Source organism: Bradyrhizobium sp. LHD-71, assembly GCF_031157255.1.
Classification (GTDB): Bacteria; Pseudomonadota; Alphaproteobacteria; order Rhizobiales; family Xanthobacteraceae; genus P52-10.
Genome location: NZ_JAVIFX010000039.1, coordinates 17,562 through 34,458 on the forward strand (window position 1 = coordinate 17,562; position 16,897 = coordinate 34,458).

Below are 16,897 nucleotides of genomic sequence, written 5' to 3' on the forward strand. Positions count from 1 at the left end.
AGGTCTTGGCCAGAGCGCAAGCGATCGAGGACGGCGTGAATGAGTTGGCCTGCGGTGCTTTCCTCGAGGCCGGCAATTGCTGCGCGTGAATCGCAGAGGCGTCGGATGCATCGACAATAGCAAGCGATGCGCAGGCTTTGTTCGTCGAGTGCATTTCGTCCGCAGGAAAATCGCGCCTGCGTACGAACGAAACTGCTTCGCACATGACGGCCAGATCGTCGGGCGCGTCCGCTATCGTACGTTACAAATTGGTAAGACAGTGCGAGAGCCGCGCCGGTTGCGCACTGAGCCTGATAGCGTTTGTGCGCGCAGGAGAATGCTCTCCTGCAGAGGAGGGGAAACGCTCATGAACATATCCGGAGCTCAAGCAGAAACGATCAAGACCTTACTGCAAGGCGCGGCGATCGGGTGTCTGCTCGTTGCGATCGGGGGGCAGTTCTGGCCCGGCTACATGCTCGACAGCAATGTGAAGGCTGCGGCCGATCAGGCGACCGAGGCGGCCAATACCACGAGTGCGGCGCTGCTATGCCAAGAGATCTACATGAATGCGCCGGACAGCAAGGTGAAGCTCGCTGCACTTCGCGCACTCGACTCGTATCGCGTCAGCCAGGACGCCGACGTTGCGGCGGCTTCGGAGCAGGCGATCAAGCTTTTCTCGACTGCGAAGATCTCGCCTGAGCCGAGCAGCTACCGCGTGAAGTCCGCATGCGGCGATCAGCTCCACAAGAAGCCGCAGACGGCAGCATTGCTCAAGTAGCTGTCGCCGTGAGGTCAAGCCCTGCGCTTCATCGGCGCAGGGCTTTGTATTGCAGCAAAGCGCCACGATGGGGGCGGTACGCCCCGGTCAAGGAAATGGGGAGCCATGTCGCCTCTGAAGTGCTCGCGGTGCAAAGGCACTACGTTCTTTCGCACGCCAATCTCCGATCCGAAGACCACGCTGACTGCCCTTCTTTATACCTGCAAAAGTTGCGACCATCGTGAATGGGTGATGCCACGCGAGCAGAATGACCCGTCGCCCGCAAAGCCTGGACGGACAGGCTCGCGCGACTGAATCGCGCGGGGCGCGCTTTCGTCCGTTCCATGAACCATCCGATTGCCGCGATCGGAGTATACGCCTGATTGTTTGTGGAGTAGCAGGAGCGGTCGTTACGATTCACCGACATGCTCATGAAATCAGGTAACTGGCTCCGGCTCGTCCTCCCCACGTTCGAAGTTCCACAGTCGTTGCGTACGCTGGTCCGTGCGCGGGAAACGGGCTTTGTCGTGCTGTCGGCGCTGATCGGCGGGCTGGCCGGCGTGGTCGTTGCGTTAATGAGCCTCGGCGTGATGCTGATGCACCGGGTCCTGTTCGGCATTGCGCCAGGCGAACATCTGTCCGCGTTGAGTGGATTGAAACCCCGTTTCGCTCTCCTTGTTCCGACGGTCGGCGGGTTGGCGTTCGGGCTTGCGTTGGTGCTGCTGTTGCGCTGGCGGCCAAGCCGGGAAATCGACCCGATCGAGGCCAACGCCCTTCATGGCGGGCGGATGTCGCTGCGCGGCAGCATCATCGTGGCGTTACAGACAGTCTGGTCGAGCGGCGTCGGCGCGTCGGTAGGCCTTGAGGCCGGCTACACGCAGATGTCGAGCGGGCTTGCTTCCTGGATCGGCCGGGCTTTCCGGCTGCGTCGTCGCGACTTGCGCGTCCTCGTCGGCTGCGGCGCGGCCGGCGCAATTGCGGGCGCATTCGGCGCGCCGCTCGCCGGCGCGTTCTACGCCTTCGAGCTCGTGATCGCGAGCTACTCAGTCGCGAGTCTCGCGCCTGTCGGAATCGCGGCCGTGGTCGGATACACCGTGTCAAGCATCTTCTACGAGCCTTCGCTCGGTCTTGGCACGCCCTACACGTCGCTCGTGCGCGGATATGACCTTGCCATCGCTGCCGTCCTTGGCCTGGTTGCCGCCGCCGTCGGCATCCTGCTGATGCGCGGCGTGGCCGCGTGTGAAGCGATGATGAGCTGGATGCGTGTTCGTCCCGAACTGCGGCCCGCACTTGGCGGACTCGCGGTCGGCACGATGGCCATCCTGACGCCGCAGGTCATGTCGTCGGGCCACGGTGCGATCCATCTTTCGGCGGTGATGGCCAGCCCCTTGTCGACCCTCGCACTGCTGTTCGTGCTGAAATCGTTGGCGTCGATCGTCTCATTGGGGTCGGGCTTTCGTGGCGGCCTGTTCTTTGCCTCATTGATGCTCGGCGCTCTGGGCGGCAAGCTCTTCGCGGAAACGACGATGGCGGTGTGGCCCGCAGCCGCGCTCGATCCGCACGTCTACATGATCATCGGCATGGGGGCGGTGTCCGCATCGGTGATCGGCGGACCGCTGACCATGACATTCATCGCTCTGGAAACCACCGGCGACTTCTGGCTAACGGCCGCGGTTCTGGTCGCGATCATCATGTCGGCACAGGTAACGCGCGAAACGTTCGGGTACTCGTTTGCGACCTGGCGTTTTCATCTGCGTGGCGAGACCATCCGCAGCGCAGCCGATATCGGCTGGATTCGCGAGCTTACCGTGCGCCGCATGATGAGAACGGACGTGCGCACAGTTCCGGCGCACACGACCGTGGCGCGGTTCCGGCTTGTCTGCCCGCTCGGCTCGACGACGCATGTGATAGCCGTCGACGAAGACAAGCGCTACGCCGGCATCGTCTTGGTTGCCGAAGCACATGCGACGGATCTCGACGATACCATTCCGGTGCGCGACATCCTGCATTTTCAAGAGGTCTGGCTGCTGCCGAGCATGTCGGTGAAGGAAACAGCTACGCTGTTCGACAAGGCTGAAGCGGAAGCGTTGGCCGTCGTCGACTCGCCTGAAAGTCGGGACGTGATCGGACTCCTGACCGAAGCCTACGCCTTACGCCGTTATTCGGAAGAGCTGGAGCAGCGCCGGCGGGAACTGGTTGGAGAATAGGAACGGCACGGCGTGACGCTTCGTTGCGGCAACCAATAGGTTTCACGCCGTGAGACTGTCGACAAACTGCTTGATGCTGGCCAGCACTGGTTGTTGATCACCGGCAAAGGCCCAATGATCGGCACCGTCCAGCTCGATAAATCGCGCTTGAGCGATGTGATTGGCAAGATGCCGGCCGGCGCCGACGCGTACGGCGCGATCGTCGCGACGATGAAGCACTAGGGTTGGAGCCGAAATTCGTCGGAGAAGATGCCGCACATCGGTGTCGCGCAGTGCCTCGAGCACGCCCTTGATGGCTCCCGGGCTGGAAGCCGCGCGGAGCAAGCCTGCCCACCAGGCTCTCGCCTGCGCATCGCCAGAAAGACTCGGCGCAAACGTCTCGATGCCGGCAGGGCCGCCCCACTCCGTGACCAGTTGCTGCAGCCATATGTCATACTGGCCGGCATGCAACGCGTGCGGATAGTCGGGCGTCGCGCTTCCCTTCGCCAATGATGCGAACAGGATGAGGCCGGCGACGCGGCCCGGCTGATCGGCTGCGAGCTTGATGCAGGCCGGTCCGCCCTCGGACGCGCCGAACAGGATCACTCGCCGGCTGCCTGCGGCATCGAGGACGGTGCCGATGTCCTGTGCGGTTGCCTCCACATCGGGATGCGATCCGACCCGGTCAGAAAGGCCAATGCCCCGCCGGTCGAGTAAAATGAGTCGACCCATCCCGGCGAGGGAGGACAGGAAGGAGCGGCACCGGGGTTCCTCCCACGCGCGTTCGACATGTGAGACGAAGCCAGGCAGCGCCAGAATATCGATCTGTCCGGCGCCATAAGTCTGGAACGCGAGATGGATGCCGCCACCGCTGGCGTACCGCGTCGGCGGCGGATCCGTGGTTGGCAACTTTGCGTCGGCGTTCAGCAGCGCGCGGGTTTCGGCTTCGGGGGCTACGCCGAGCTCGTCGCGAAGGCGCTGCGTTAGAGCCTCGAAGTGACGCTCGGCAGAAGCTCGATCGCCGGCAAGGGTGAGATTGCGGACGAGGTGTTGACCGTACACTTCGCTCAGCGGATCAAGCTCAACGAGACGAAGCGCATGCGCGGCGGCGGTCGTGTAGTCACCCATCGCATTCTTGTCGTGCACCACGCGTTCGAGCGCCTGGATCGCTCGGCCGCGCAAGGCCTCGCGTCGAAAGAATGCCCACTCGTCAAACTGCGGCGCGTCACCGGGCGAAAAGCCCGCAAGGAAGTCGCCCAGATAGAGTCGGCAGGCCTGCTCGAACTCGCCGCGGTCGCATGCCTGCTCGAACAGCCGGGAATCGAGCTCCAGCGCGATCGCCTGCGACCAGCGAACGGTCGACCGGTCGATTGCAAGCGCGTCGTCACCGAGCGCAGGTTGAAGCCGATGCAGCAGGCGTCTTAGCCGCGCTCGCACGATCTCTTCGGGGCTCTCCTGCCAGAACATGGTCGCGAGAACATCACGCCCGACGGAGCCGTTTGCTTCGGCCAGGTAAACCAGCAGGGCAAGACCTTTGCGCAAGGCCAGCGGGCGCAGCTGGTCGTCCCGACGTATCTCCGGAAATCCAAGCGTCCGCACACTGAACCGAGTCATCGTTAGCGACCAGCAATGAAGGCGTCCGGGGACGCTCAGGGGACGGGGCGACGATATCACTCCTGACAGACGATCGTCGCTGGAATCAGCGGCAACGGATTAGGCCCGCGCGCTCCGACTGTCCAGATCGCGCGTGCCTTGCGCGGAAATTGTCGTCGCATGAACAGATTGCGGAGGGTGATGTGCGTGCCGTTCATTGCAATGCTTTCGAGGGCATCAAGGCTCTCACTCTAACCGAAGCTGCCGAACCGCAGCCGGCGGCGAACGAGGTTCTGATCGACGTCCACGCCGCGTCTGTAAGTTACATGGATTATTTGATGACCTGCGGCGGGTATCAGATGCGGCCGGCACTCCCTTATGTGCCGGGAACGGACGCCGCCGGCATTGTTGTTGCGTGCGGCGAACGGGTCAGTCGCTTTCGTCCCGGTGACCGGGTCTGCTGCGGAAACTGGTTCGGCGGCTTTGCGGAACGCATGGTCGCCCAGGAGTCGAGCACCGCATTCCTTCCAGAAAACGTGGACTTCATTGTCGGATCGACCATCCTGCACGCTTATCTCACCGCTTGGTACGCTCTCGTCGCGCGCGCGCAGCTCAAGGCTGACGAGACCGTTCTCGTCACGGGTGCCGCCGGCGGCGTCGGCCTGGCTTGCGTAGAGCTCGCAAATCTGCTCGGCGCACGCGTTATTGCAGTGGTCGGCAGCACCGCAAAGGCGGCTGTTGTCCGCGAGCATGGGGCGCGAGAGGTCATCGATCATTCGCGAGAAGATGTACGTCAACGTGTGAAAGCCCTCACGGACGGCGAAGGTGTCGACGTCTGCGTCGAGAACATTGGCGGTGCGCTCTTCACCACTCTGGCCCGGCTCATGCGTTGGAATGGCCGGCTGATGCCGATCGGATTCACCAGCGGCGAGATCCCGTCCCTGCCGATGAATCTCCCTCTGCTCAAGAACTATTCGATTGTGGGCGTCTTTGTCGGTCCCTGGAAAGAACGTTTTCCAGACGATGCGAGACGAGCAGTCGACACCGTCATGAAATGGGTCGGCGAAGGCAAATTGCGCCCGCACGTTGACCGCGTGCTACCGCTTGAGCGCGCCGCCGAAGCAATGGGTGCTGTCGCCGATCGGAGCGCTCAGGGACGGACTGTGCTGCGGGTCAGGTGAACCATCAGCGCAAGCAGGGACAGAACGATCGAACGCCGACCGTCGGCGTCGTTTTCCGCGGAGTTGCCGATGAAGTCTATCGTGATCGAGAAACGTTTCTGTGGTCCGCCCAACTCGGCCAATGGCGGCTATGTTTGCGGACTTCTCGCGGCCCATATTGCTGGAAGCGCGGAAGTCACTCTTCTGGCGCCACCACCGCTCGACCGTCGACTTGATATCGTGACGCTTGAAGGCGGTGTGGAACTCAGGAAAAACGCGACGACACTGGCGACAGGCCGCAGAGCCGAGGTCGACATTCCTGAAATTCCCATCGTCGACTTCGCTGAAGCGCAAGAAGCGGTTCACCGCACGCCATATGATGCTAGCCGTCATCCTTTGCCGAGATGCTTTGTGTGCGGGCCAGAGCGTGTGGACGGCGATGGTCTCCACATTATTCCTGTTCCTTTGTCGGCACGCACCAACTCCAAAGTCGGATCGTTCGTAGCACCGTGGGTTCCTCACGCAAATCTCGCAGGCGAGGGTGGTGCCATCGCCAGCGAGTTTGTCTGGGCCGCATTGGACTGCCCGACCGGATTTGCTGGCGTCGGCGCGCGGCATCTGGGAATGACCGGCGCGGAAACAATGCTCCTCGGACGGATGAGGGCGCGCATTGAAAGACGTCCCCGTCCAGATGACCGATGTATCATTGTCGCTTGGCCGATAGGTCGAGACGGCCGCAAGCTGTTTGCAAGCAGCGCCTTGCTGAGCGCGGCTGGCGAGCCCCTGGCGGTCGCCCAGGCAACCTGGATCCTCGTAGACCGACGGGGTCAACTAGGTGACGGGGCAGGTTGTCTCGGACCGACACCATCACGGCCGCTGGGAGATTCGCGGCTTCATCGACGCCTGCAACCGTTCCGCCCATTTCGGGCCTGTGGGACGCGATCGCGCCAGGCGCACGATCCGCATGACGCAGCTTCCCTGATTTTTCGAACGCGTGAGTTCGGGGCGACGGTGCCACCCGGACGGCTGAACGTGCGATCACCACAACGCTGCCACTTCATCAACCGGAGATAGACGATGCAAGGCCAAAATGTTCAGAGCGCGCTGGACGAAAACAAGCTCAATGACTTCGTGGGCCAGATGCTGGCAGATCTCGGCGGCGCATCCAGTGTTGCCATGGTCCGCACCGGCGATGCGCTTGGCCTTTACAAGACGCTCCATGCCCAGGGCCCCATGACATGTGCACAGCTTGCCAAAGTCTCGAATGTGCATGAGCGATACCTGCGCGAGTGGCTGTCGCATCAGGCGGCATCCAACTATCTGGCATATGACGCCAAGACCGCCAAGTTTGCCCTTCCGCCGGAACAGGCGCTGGTGTTCGCTAACGAAGACAGTCCGGTCTACATGATGGGCGGCTTCGACGTCGCGGCGGCCATGCTGGAGAACCAGCCAAAGGTCCAGGAGGCCTTCAGGTCGGGTGCCGGCGTCGCCTGGGGCGAGCAGGGCGGTTGCATGTTCTGCGCCGTGGCCCGGTTCTTCAGGCCAAGCTATCAGAATCACCTCGTGCGCGACTGGCTTCCTGCGCTCGGCGGCGCGGTCGAGAAGCTTCGCCGTGGCGCGAAGGTGGCCGACGTCGGCTGCGGGCATGGCTGGTCGACGGTTCTGATGGCCAAAGCATTCCCGAGGTCGCAATTTATTGGCTACGACTTTCACACCGGCTCGATCGCGCAGGCCAGAGCACATGCCGAGACACACGGTGTATCTGCGAACGTTCGCTTCGAGGTGGGATTGGCCAAGGATTACTCCGGCACCGACTTCGACCTCGTCACCTGTTTCGATTGTCTGCACGATATGGGCGATCCCGCGGGCGCGGCTGCGCACATTCGCCGATCCCTCAAGCCGGATGGTACCTGGATGATTGTCGAGCCGATGGCGGGCGACAGCCTCGAGCACAACCTCAATCCGGTCGGGCGTCTCTATTACGCGGCCTCAACGATGATCTGTCTGCCGACGTCGTTATCGCAGGAGGTCGGTACCGGTCTCGGTGCTCAGGCCGGCGAGGCGAGGCTGCGGGAGATCATCCTCGCCGGTGGCTTCCGCGAGGTGCGGCGTGCCGCAGCGACGCCGTTCAACATGGTTCTGGAAGCCCGTTCCTAAACGCATACTCACCGCTCCAGCTTGCAAGAGGAATCATGATTGCGCCAGCATTCAGGTTAGCGCCGATGTTGTGTGTCGGCGTGTTGCTAAACCTCGGAACAGCGTTCGCTACGCGCGCCGACGTCATCATCGACTGGAACGCAAAGGCCGAAGCGATCGCAGTCGACAAGCGGATGCTGCCGCCCGCGAACGCGCGCGGGATGGCCATTATGCATGTCGCCATGTTCGAAGCCGTGAACGCCATCGAGCGGCGGTATTCCACCTACCGGCTCAGCCTAACCGCCGATCGTAATGCGTCGAAAGACGCGGCTGCCGCGGCCGCGGCCTACGCCGTGTTGGTGGCTCTTCATCCCGAGCAGGAGAAATCGCTGACCGCGCATCTCGTGGCTGCGCTCCAGCAAATCCCCGAGGCGGAAACCAAGGCAAGTGCGATCGCACTCGGCACGAAGGCCGCAACGGAGATCCTCGCATGGCGCGCCAACGACGGCGCAAATGCGGTGGAGGGATATCGTCCGCACACCACGGCGGGACTCTATGTCCCGACCGTGATTCCGGTCAGTTCGACCTACGGTCGCGTCGTGCCGTGGGCGATGAGCTCGGGATCGCAGTTCCGGCCGCTGCCGCCGCCGTCGTTGACGTCCGCGAAGTGGGCGAGGGACGTCAACGAGGTCAGGGAGTTCGGCGTTCGTGCTAACTCAAAGCGTAGTGCCGAGCAGACGGATGTCGCCCGCTTCTGGTTCGTCACTGGTCCGCAAGCGTGGAATCCGATCGTGCGGCAGCTTGCTGCGATGAGGAAGCTCGATGTCGTCGACAGCGCGAGACTGTTTGCACTGGTGGCGATTGCAACGGATGACGCGTTCATCGCCGTGTTCGATGCAAAGTATCATTATAACTTCTGGCGACCGATCACTGCTATCCGCAATGCCGACCTAGGCAACAATCCCGGTACACCGCGCGATGGCGCGTGGCTGCCACTCGGCGATACGCCGATGCATCCGGAATATCCTTGCGCTCATTGCATCACGACGATGGCCGCCGCTGCTGTGTTGCAGACGGCTTTTGGTAACGATATCCCGGAAGTATCGATGACAAGCCCGACAGCGCCTGGCGTTACGCGGCGGTGGACGCGCCTGCAGGATTACGCCGACGAGGTGGCAATCGCGCGCATCTACGCAGGCTTCCATTACCGCTTCTCGAACGGAGCGGCGCAGGACATGGGACGCGACATCGCCAAGCTCGTCATCCGGACGAAACTGCAACGATTGAGCGCATCGGTGACACCTAAGCGCTGATCGCATTCACCGTTCGACGTGACAGGTTTCTCACTGGAATGCGTTGCCGTCAGAAACCGACGCGACCTATTGCTCCTGCTCTGGCGTCTGTCCCAGTCTTGGCCCTGGCGGCAGCACGGCCGGAGCAATGTCCATCTGCGGCGGACTGGTATTGCGCGGCGCTACCGCGCCCCGTCGGCCGCTTCCGGTGGTGCCGACGGTGGTCTGGTCCGTGCCGACTGGCTCCGGCGTCGTGGAGCCATCTGCCGCAGCTACGCGCCAGACCGTGTCGCCGGAATCATCAGCAATGAGTAGCGCGCCGGTACCGTCGATCCCTACACCGACCGGTCGGCCGCGCGCCTGATCGCCTTCGAGGAAGCCGGTCACCACATCGCGTGCCTTGCCGGCGGGAGAGCCGTTCTCGAAGGGAATGTAGACGACCTTGTAACCGGTGAACGAGCTGCGGTTCCAGCTGCCGTGTTGTCCCACGAAAGCCCCGTTCCGATATGCCTCCGGAAGAGCCGAGTTCAGCGCGAAGGTCATTCCGAGCGCGGCGACGTGGCTTCCAAGCGCGTAATCGGGAGCGATCGTCTGTTGGACCATGTCTGGCCGCGGCGGGTGCACACGCGCATCGACATGGTTGCCGTAGTAGCTCCAGGGCCAGCCGTAGAACGCGCCTTCCTTGACTGACGTCATGTAGTCGGGGACCAGGTTGGGGCCGAGTTCGTCGCGCTCGTTCACCACCGCCCAGAGTTCGCCCGTCTGCGGATGAACGGTCAGGCCATTGGGATTGCGCAGGCCGGAAGCGTAGACTCGGCTTGCGCCGGTCTGTCGGTCCACCTGCCAGATCGCTGCGCGTCCCTTTTCGGCCTCGAGCCCTCGCTCCGCGATGTTGGAGTTGGAGCCGACCGATGCGTAAAGAAAACGTCTGTCCGGAGAGAGCGCGAGATCCTTGGTCCAGTGATGGTTGATGGGGCCGCCGGGCAATGGCGTGAGCACATGGGGCTGCGCGGCAATCCTGGTGTCGCCTAGCCGGTAGGGGTAGGCCAGGATCGCATCGGCTGCGGCCACGTAGAGCGTATCGTCGGACCAGGCGACGCCGAACGGTGAAGTGAGGTCGGTCAGCAGGTCATGGCGCTCGTCCACCGTGCCGTCGCGATTGGTGTCGCGCAGAAGCGTAATGAGATTGCTCTTCTTCGACCCGCCATCGCCGCCCTGGGCGTATGACATGATCCAGCCGCGAATGAGATCCTTGGGGCGCGAGACTGGCTTGCCCGGCGGCGTGCGCGACTGAACGACGAGCACGTCTCCGTTCGGCAGGGTGTGCACGGTGCGCGGATGAGCCAGATCGCGCGCGTAGGCGGATATCTTGAGCCCGTCCGGGACAGATGGCGTCTGGCCCTCTTTCCAGCCGACGACCTCGGCCACCTCCAGGTCGGGGACCAATGAACTGATCGGCGCCGGCAGGACCGGATCCGGTCCGACCTGTTGGGAAACATCGAAATCCGACCCGCTCTCTCTGCATGCTGCAAGCGCGACCAGACAAAGAAGGCTGCCGGCGGCGGCGGTGGCGCGCCGCAATCTAAAACACTTGGTCATTTCGGCTTACTCCCACGCCATGCCGGTAAACCAGCGAGCGTCCCAGCCAATCATTGACGATGATCGCGATGACAGTCAGCGCTGAGAGGATCAGGCCCCAGGGCACGACGGCGGGCCAGCCGTCGGCGGCATGCACGAAGCTGTTGAGCAAGGCCAGCGCGAGCACGACCACGCCGCCAAGGGCATGCGGCCACGCAGGCGCTGGCGCTCGCACGGTCGAGCGCGAGAAGAAGAAATCAATGAATCCCGCGATCAGCGCGAATGCGCCGAACACAAGCCCGGCAAACAGCAGCCAGGACGAGAACTCCTGCCACATGAGGTGCGACGTTTGCCAATATGCGATGTCAGTCAGCAGCGCCAGTGTGAAGCAGACGTTCGGAAACTGCGCGAGCATCGAGTGGATCGGCTGCCCGGCGACCGCGGCAGCCACGGGTGTCTCAACCTGGGCCATTTGTCACGTCCGATTACCGCTTGCTCGAAACTTATCGAATAGCGGGCGACCGTATTTGTTCCTCCGGGGGCATCCAGGGTGCCTCGGCGTCGACGTGGAACTGGAACATCCGGTCATGCGAGACATTTCTTGATTGCCAAAAAGGCTGGTCGACGGTCTGTCGGCGGCTCCCAGACGAAGGGTATTGCCGGTGAGCGATCCTGCAATCGCGCTCGCTCCTCTCTGGTCACTCTGTCTTGCGTCCGGGCCAACCTTGTCGCCGGACAGGGCCTGGTCGGCGTGGCGCCTCGCACCCGTCGTGGTCATGCCGCTGATCGCGTTCGGCGTGATCTACGCTGCAGGCAAGTTGCGGCAGGTAGCGGAATCGGCAAGGTCACGAATGCTTAGGCTCGAGGCAACCGCCGCGGCGTCAGCCGTGACCCTGCTGACAGTTGCGCTCGTCAGTCCGCTTTGTCGGCTCTCCGCTACGCTGGCGTGGGCCCATATGGTCCAGCATCTGATCCTGGTCGCGCTGGCGCCACCGCTCATTGTTCTTGCTGCGCCTGTACGAACGATCGAAGCCGGCCTCCGTGCATACGTCGCGTGCGCCAGCCGGAAGCGGATTGAATGGAATAGGCCGCTGATTGCCACCGGCCTGTATGGCTTTCTGATCTGGTTCTGGCATGTGCCCGCCATGTACGAACTCGGCTTGATCAGCGCGAGCTGGCACGTGCTCTATATCGGGTCGCTTATTGCCGTCAGTCTCTGGTTCTGGTCCTGCGTCGTTCACGCCACGTCACCTGGCCTGGTTGCCGTAACGTTGCTGGTGACGATGGTTCACACTGGCTTGCTTGGCGCACTGCTGACGTTCGCCCCATCGCCGCTTTATCCCCTCATGGCAACGGGTGCGATGAGGTTCGGGCTGTTGCCGATCGAAGATCAGCAGTTGGCGGGACTCATCATGTGGGTGCCAATGGGCATGATCTATCTTGTGAGCGCGCTTCTCGTCATCAATCGACGATTGTTCGCGTCGACGATCGCGTCCGCTGGTGCGCGCGGCACGGACTGAGCGGTAACGTCGAATTGCGTCAGTCCTCAATGAAATAGAAGATCACGACGCCGGCGACGACGCCGAGAAGCGCAGCGGTGCCCTTCCTTCGTCGCTAGCCGCAGGGTGGAACCAACAACGCAGGCAAGCCGCTCCAGCCGATTGCTAAGAGCGACAGGAGCGCGACCGCTGCTGCCAGTTGGCTGAGGAAGCTGGCGGATGGTTCCTGCGTGCCGACGATGCGGCTTGGTGCTCCCACCGCGACGACGAGCAGGGTGAGGACGGCGGCTGCGGCAAGCGCCGTGCCCAGGCCGATCGCCAGGGGAACGATGCCGAGATTGAACAAGCGTAATTCGTGAAAATTGCGGGCGCAGGCTAGCGCATTGAATATGTAGACAAAGCCGAAATGAGCAGCCCAGATCAATAGCCCACCCAGCACGAAGAGTGATTTGCGAATGAATGCGGTCTCGCCCATGCCCGCTCACCCTAGGATGCGCGGAAAGAGGTGAACGATCGCGAGTGTTACCAGACCCTGCGTCACGCCGTAATGCCAGAACAACCCGGTGTTATCGAACGTGACGCGACGTTCGGCAGACAGACGGCCTGCCAGTGAACGTGCGATCGTGTAGAGTCCCATGAGCATAAGCACTGCCGCAAAGAATCCCTGCCAGGCGACAAGCGTGTACGTGATCGCGCCGTAGCTGGTTGTCGACGGCGACAGCCCGGCAGATTGCTGCGCGAGCGCCTCGATGACGACCGGCAGCGGTATGAGCAAGATGGCGGCAATGAGAGCGAGGACGGCCGGCGCAGCACTGCGGTTCGGCACGCGTGCGAGCAGTCGGCCTGCGGCGAATACAGCGGCACTGCTCAGGAGGTACAGTGCAGCCGAAATGGCCGGCCAGCGAAGATGAGGAAAACTGGCCGGCTGGCTGGGCCAAAGCTGCGGGTTCACGGTCCAGAGAAAGAAATACGAGAACAGCAGGCATGCGAACGCTGTCGCCGCGACCAGAATGAGAACGATCATCGCCCACCAGCTGTGGCTGACAGGTCCGGTGACATAAGCGGGAAGCGTGATGCCGCCGCCAATGTCAACGGGTGGCACATCCGGACCCGGGTCGGTGTCCCAGATCCACCAGATCACGCACGCGATCGCGAGGGCGCCGCAGGCGAAGGCCGGAATATAGATCTGGATTGTCAGTCCGAAGAAGAAGGCGGCAGTAAACAGCGCTGCCAGGACGGTCGACCAGGTCGGACCGGGCATCCGCAAGAGATATTGCGGCCGTGCGTCGATCGGACTGGTTATGATCGTCTCGCGTGTCTTGGTGGGGGCGCCGGGCAGATAGTACCGTCCCTCCTGCACATCGCGGGCGAGGTTGGGTTGGTCCCACAGCGGTTCGCGGCTGGTGATGATAGGAATTGATCGTGTCTGATATTCTCCGGTCGGCAGCCATTCGAGCGTGCCCGCGTTCCACGGATTTGCGGCCTTTGCTCTGAATGGACGGAAGTTCTTCGCGAGGTCTATCAGAAAAACCAGAACGCCACTCGCAATCATGAACGCACCCACGGTCGAGATCATGTTCAGCGGACCCCAACCCATCGCTGCAATGTAAGTATAGGTTCGCCGCGGCATGCCCATCAGCCCGGTCAGGTGCATGGTGAAGAAGGTGATGTTGACGCCGATGAACATCAACCAGAATGCGATCTTGCCGAGCCGTTCGGAGAGTGGCGTGTGCGATGTCGTCGGCGCCCAGTAGTAGAACGCCGCAAAGAGCGGAAAGACCATCCCGCCGATCAGTACATAGTGGAAGTGTGCGACGATGAAATAGGTGTCGTGAGCCTGCCAGTCGAACGGTGCCATCGCGACCATGACGCCGGTCAATCCGCCCATTGTGAAGATGAACAGGAAGCCGAGAACGAAATAGGAGGGCGTCTTCCATTGCAACGTGCCGGATGCGAACGTCGCGATCCACGCAAAGACCTGAATTCCGCTTGGAACGGATACGGCCATGCTGGCGGCCGAGAAGAAGCTGACCGAGAGGGCCGGAAGGCCGGTCGTGAACATGTGGTGGACCCACAGTCCGAATGACAGGAAGCCCGTACCGATGATCGCCAGCACCACCAGCCGGTAAGCTACGAGCGGCGTCTGCGCCATTGCCGGCACGATCATCGAGACCATGCCCGCTGCAGGCAGGAAGATGATGTAGACCTCGGGATGGCCGAAAAACCAGAACAGATGCTGCCAGAGCAGTGGATCGCCGCCCTTCTCGGCGAGGAAGAACGGCCAGTGGAAGGCCCGCTCGAGCTCGAGCAGCACGGTTGCCACGATGATGGCCGGAAAAGCGAAAACGATCATCAGCGCGAAGATCAACATCGCCCAGGAGTAAACCGGCAGCTTGTCCAGGGACTGTCCGGGAGCGCGGGTCTTGAGAACTCCGACAATGATCTCGATCGCGCCGGCGATGGCCGAGATTTCAATGAAGCCGATGCCCAGCAGCCAGAAGTCGGCGTTGATGCCTGACGAGAACGTATAGCTTGTCAGCGGCGGATACATGAACCATCCGCCGTCCGGGGCGAGACCGAAGAAGAGACTGCAAAAGAACGCAAGGCCGCCGATGAAGTACGCCCAGAACGCGTAGGCGGAGAGGCGAGGGAACGGTAGATCGCGCGCGGCCTGCAGGCTGGGAAGGAGGTAGACGCCCATGGCTTCGACGGCCGGCACGGCGAACAGAAACATCATCAGCGTGCCGTGCATCGTGAACAGCTGATTGTAGAGTGCATGGCCGATCAGCCGGCTCTCGGGCATGGCGAGTTGCGCGCGCATCAGAAGCGCTAGAATTCCTGCCAGCACGAAGAACAGTACCGAAGCGCCGACATACCAGACGCCGACATAGATATTGTTGACCGCAGAGACGATATGGAAGCCACGCGGCGGCGACCAGATCCGCTCGAGTTCATCAAGCTCGCCTTCGGGACGCGGAAGCGTGTTTGGCAGATCGCCCTTCGCGATCGGCTTTTCCGTCCGCGCGTCGTCTTGTGCGTTCGTCGTCACTTCAAACCCTCGAGATAGGCGGCAACGGCGCGGAGATCTTCTCCCCGCAAGTTGACGAACGAGGGCATCAGATTGCCGGGTTTCAGATGCTGCGATGAGACGATCCAGCCTGCTATCGTACCGGCGTTGTTGGGGAAGCTTCCTGCGGCTACGGAGCGGCGGCCGCCGAAATGAGTGAGATCGGGACCGATCAGGCCGGAAGCCGCGGTGCCGCGTATCGTGTGGCAGGCGCCGCATCCTGCCGCGATGAACAGCTCCTTGCCCTTGGTCCCGAGTGCAGTGGCCGGTTCGCTCGCCGGCATCTCGTGATTTTCCAGCCAGGTCCGGAAGCGATCAGGCTCCATTGCGACAACGTAGAAGGCCATCAACGCATGCTGCGCGCCGCAGTATTCGGCGCACTGGCCGCGGTAGATACCGGGTCGCGCCGCCGAGAACTGATACCGATTGATGCGACCGGGAATCATGTCGAGCTTTCCAGCCAGACTCGGCACCCAGAACGAATGGATCACGTCGCTGGTCTTCAGGATGAACTCGACCGGGACACCGGTAGGAATGGCGATCTCGTTTGCGGTGACGAACTGGTGCGCACCGTCTGCTCCAAGGTAATGGACCCGCCACCACCAGCGCTCGCCGACGACCTCGATGCGCAACGCCGGCTGCTCTCGTGCGGCGGAACGCGCCGTAAGGCTGAGCCCGTAGAGGAGGAGGATCGAAAGCACGAGCACCGGCATCGCGACGCCGAACGCGATGACGAAGTGCGGATTCGTCATCCATGTCCGCCGTCCGCCAAAGATTGCGTAGGCGGTGAAGCCGACAACCAGCAACAGGATTGCCGCGGCGCCGGCAAACATCACCCAGCTCAGGGTGCCGATCGCGTTGCCGGTCGGCCCCGCCGTAACCAGTATGGACTGGATCCACATGAGTGCCGGCCTGCTGCCGTGACTCTCGTCAGGCAATATCCAGGCACATCCGGAGAGCGTAGCGCCGGCCGCGATGATCGTGAGGGCGGTGATCGCTCTCATTTCTGCAGCGTGTAAAGAAAAGCGACGATATGCGTGGCGTCGTCGTGTGAAATCGGCAGACGCGGCATGGCCGTTTGCGGCAGCAGCGACGGCGCGTTGCTAACCCACGCGGATAGCGCCGTGGGCTCATTCGGAACAATTCCTGCGATGTAAGTTCTCCGTGCGAACGTGGTCAGTGGCGGTCCCACAATTCCGGTTGCACCCGGAATGCCCGGAATCGTGTGGCAGACACCGCATCCCACCGCCGCGACGAGGTCTCGGCCTTTGGCCGGATCGCCATTCACGGTGCGCGGTGCATCCAAACGGTGCTGCTCTGTCGATTGCAGGGCGTCGGAGCAGCCGCTCAGGGTCACGGCCATCAGGACGCATGCGAGTGCCCCTCCGGACACGCGATGCTCGCGCCGGCTCCTTGCTCGCACGCGGTCACCGGGCTCGTTCACGTCCGTTGTCCGTGATCCTCGTATGCATCGGCTTCGTTGACGCGGCGTTGGCGAGCGTCGAAACGACGCGCTCGCGAGCACGCCAAGTCTTGCTGTTCGCGTTTGCAGTTCGGGAACCCCGGCCGAGGAAATTTGTTCCTCGAACGCTGTGCTGCATGGGCTGTTTGTGCAGCTGGCGAATTGCTGTTCTTAACAGCGCGCACCGG

14 protein-coding genes are annotated in these 16,897 nt (G+C 62.4%); 7 read left to right on the plus strand and 7 right to left on the minus strand.

What is annotated here, in order from left to right:
• The first annotated feature begins 346 nt into the window (after positions 1 to 346).
• On the plus strand, positions 347 to 757 hold the full coding sequence (locus RCO31_RS30900) for a hypothetical protein (RefSeq protein ID WP_308972184.1): 411 nt from the start codon (positions 347 to 349) through the stop codon (positions 755 to 757).
• A gap of 404 nt (positions 758 to 1,161) precedes the next feature.
• Positions 1,162 to 2,943: a chloride channel protein gene (locus tag RCO31_RS30905; RefSeq protein WP_374991557.1), complete on the plus strand. Its 1,782-nt coding sequence runs from the start codon at positions 1,162 to 1,164 to the stop codon at positions 2,941 to 2,943.
• A 42-nt stretch (positions 2,944 to 2,985) separates the two neighbouring features.
• Here the strand turns inward: RCO31_RS30905 and RCO31_RS30910 are convergent, their stop codons facing one another.
• Entirely contained in the window at positions 2,986 to 4,536 is a 1,551-nt protein-coding gene (locus RCO31_RS30910) for an alpha/beta fold hydrolase (protein ID WP_308972185.1), read from the minus strand.
• A gap of 182 nt (positions 4,537 to 4,718) precedes the next feature.
• Between RCO31_RS30910 and RCO31_RS30915 the strand changes: the two genes are divergently transcribed.
• The 4 genes from RCO31_RS30915 to RCO31_RS30930 all read left to right on the plus strand — a co-directional run bounded on the left by RCO31_RS30915 (position 4,719) and on the right by RCO31_RS30930 (position 9,124).
• The gene (locus RCO31_RS30915; protein WP_308972186.1) at positions 4,719 to 5,696 is read left to right on the plus strand and encodes an NADPH:quinone oxidoreductase family protein; all 978 of its coding nucleotides are present in this window, start codon (positions 4,719 to 4,721) and stop codon (positions 5,694 to 5,696) included.
• A 69-nt stretch (positions 5,697 to 5,765) separates the two neighbouring features.
• The gene (locus RCO31_RS30920) at positions 5,766 to 6,749 is read left to right on the plus strand and encodes a hypothetical protein (protein ID WP_308972187.1); all 984 of its coding nucleotides are present in this window, start codon (positions 5,766 to 5,768) and stop codon (positions 6,747 to 6,749) included.
• Positions 6,750 to 6,752: 3 nt separating this feature from the next.
• Positions 6,753 to 7,832 carry a methyltransferase domain-containing protein gene (locus tag RCO31_RS30925; RefSeq protein ID WP_308972188.1) on the plus strand — a complete coding sequence of 360 codons (1,080 nt, stop codon included), beginning with the start codon at positions 6,753 to 6,755 and terminating at the stop codon, positions 7,830 to 7,832.
• Between the two features lie 35 nt (positions 7,833 to 7,867).
• Positions 7,868 to 9,124 carry a vanadium-dependent haloperoxidase gene (locus RCO31_RS30930; RefSeq protein ID WP_308972189.1) on the plus strand — a complete coding sequence of 419 codons (1,257 nt, stop codon included), beginning with the start codon at positions 7,868 to 7,870 and terminating at the stop codon, positions 9,122 to 9,124.
• Positions 9,125 to 9,190: 66 nt separating this feature from the next.
• Here RCO31_RS30930 and RCO31_RS30935 read toward each other — a convergent pair whose 3' ends face one another.
• Complete coding sequence (locus tag RCO31_RS30935; RefSeq protein ID WP_308972190.1) at positions 9,191 to 10,702, minus strand: sorbosone dehydrogenase family protein; 1,512 nt, start codon at positions 10,700 to 10,702, stop codon at positions 9,191 to 9,193.
• On the minus strand, positions 10,686 to 11,153 hold the full coding sequence (locus tag RCO31_RS30940; RefSeq protein WP_308972191.1) for a DUF2231 domain-containing protein: 468 nt from the start codon (positions 11,151 to 11,153) through the stop codon (positions 10,686 to 10,688). The genes RCO31_RS30935 and RCO31_RS30940 overlap by 17 nt, the downstream gene beginning before the upstream one ends.
• A gap of 190 nt (positions 11,154 to 11,343) precedes the next feature.
• On the opposite strand from RCO31_RS30940, the gene RCO31_RS30945 reads away from it, so the two are divergent.
• Positions 11,344 to 12,201 (plus strand): cytochrome c oxidase assembly protein, encoded by an 858-nt coding sequence (locus RCO31_RS30945; RefSeq protein WP_308972192.1) that lies wholly within the window; start codon positions 11,344 to 11,346, stop codon positions 12,199 to 12,201.
• Between the two features lie 94 nt (positions 12,202 to 12,295).
• Here RCO31_RS30945 and RCO31_RS30950 read toward each other — a convergent pair whose 3' ends face one another.
• From RCO31_RS30950 to RCO31_RS30965, 4 genes are read right to left on the minus strand one after another with little or no spacing between them, the layout of a single operon-like run.
• Positions 12,296 to 12,655: a hypothetical protein gene (locus RCO31_RS30950; protein WP_308972193.1), complete on the minus strand. Its 360-nt coding sequence runs from the start codon at positions 12,653 to 12,655 to the stop codon at positions 12,296 to 12,298.
• Positions 12,656 to 12,661: 6 nt separating this feature from the next.
• Positions 12,662 to 15,229 (minus strand): cbb3-type cytochrome c oxidase subunit I, encoded by a 2,568-nt coding sequence (locus RCO31_RS30955; RefSeq protein WP_308972194.1) that lies wholly within the window; start codon positions 15,227 to 15,229, stop codon positions 12,662 to 12,664.
• On the minus strand, positions 15,226 to 16,251 hold the full coding sequence (gene coxB, locus RCO31_RS30960; protein ID WP_308972196.1) for a cytochrome c oxidase subunit II: 1,026 nt from the start codon (positions 16,249 to 16,251) through the stop codon (positions 15,226 to 15,228). The genes RCO31_RS30955 and coxB overlap by 4 nt, the downstream gene beginning before the upstream one ends.
• Positions 16,248 to 16,610, minus strand: a complete 363-nt coding sequence (locus RCO31_RS30965; protein ID WP_308972197.1) for a c-type cytochrome — start codon at positions 16,608 to 16,610, stop codon at positions 16,248 to 16,250. The genes coxB and RCO31_RS30965 overlap by 4 nt, the downstream gene beginning before the upstream one ends.
• Between the last annotated feature and the right edge of the window lie 287 nt (positions 16,611 to 16,897).

What these genes read in the sequence shown, in the direction of transcription:
- RCO31_RS30930 (WP_308972189.1), top strand. Translation starts at nt 7,868, where the DNA reads ATGATTGCGCCAGCATTCAGGTTAGCGCCGATGTTGTGTGTCGGCGTG.
- RCO31_RS30965 (WP_308972197.1), bottom strand. Translation starts at nt 16,610, where the DNA reads ATGGCCGTGACCCTGAGCGGCTGCTCCGACGCCCTGCAATCGACAGAG.
- RCO31_RS30935 (WP_308972190.1), bottom strand. Translation starts at nt 10,702, where the DNA reads ATGACCAAGTGTTTTAGATTGCGGCGCGCCACCGCCGCCGCCGGCAGC.
- RCO31_RS30905 (WP_374991557.1), top strand. Translation starts at nt 1,162, where the DNA reads ATGCTCATGAAATCAGGTAACTGGCTCCGGCTCGTCCTCCCCACGTTC.
- RCO31_RS30910 (WP_308972185.1), bottom strand. Translation starts at nt 4,536, where the DNA reads ATGACTCGGTTCAGTGTGCGGACGCTTGGATTTCCGGAGATACGTCGG.
- coxB (WP_308972196.1), bottom strand. Translation starts at nt 16,251, where the DNA reads ATGAGAGCGATCACCGCCCTCACGATCATCGCGGCCGGCGCTACGCTC.
- RCO31_RS30925 (WP_308972188.1), top strand. Translation starts at nt 6,753, where the DNA reads ATGCAAGGCCAAAATGTTCAGAGCGCGCTGGACGAAAACAAGCTCAAT.
- RCO31_RS30920 (WP_308972187.1), top strand. Translation starts at nt 5,766, where the DNA reads ATGAAGTCTATCGTGATCGAGAAACGTTTCTGTGGTCCGCCCAACTCG.
- RCO31_RS30950 (WP_308972193.1), bottom strand. Translation starts at nt 12,655, where the DNA reads ATGGGCGAGACCGCATTCATTCGCAAATCACTCTTCGTGCTGGGTGGG.
- RCO31_RS30940 (WP_308972191.1), bottom strand. Translation starts at nt 11,153, where the DNA reads ATGGCCCAGGTTGAGACACCCGTGGCTGCCGCGGTCGCCGGGCAGCCG.
- RCO31_RS30900 (WP_308972184.1), top strand. Translation starts at nt 347, where the DNA reads ATGAACATATCCGGAGCTCAAGCAGAAACGATCAAGACCTTACTGCAA.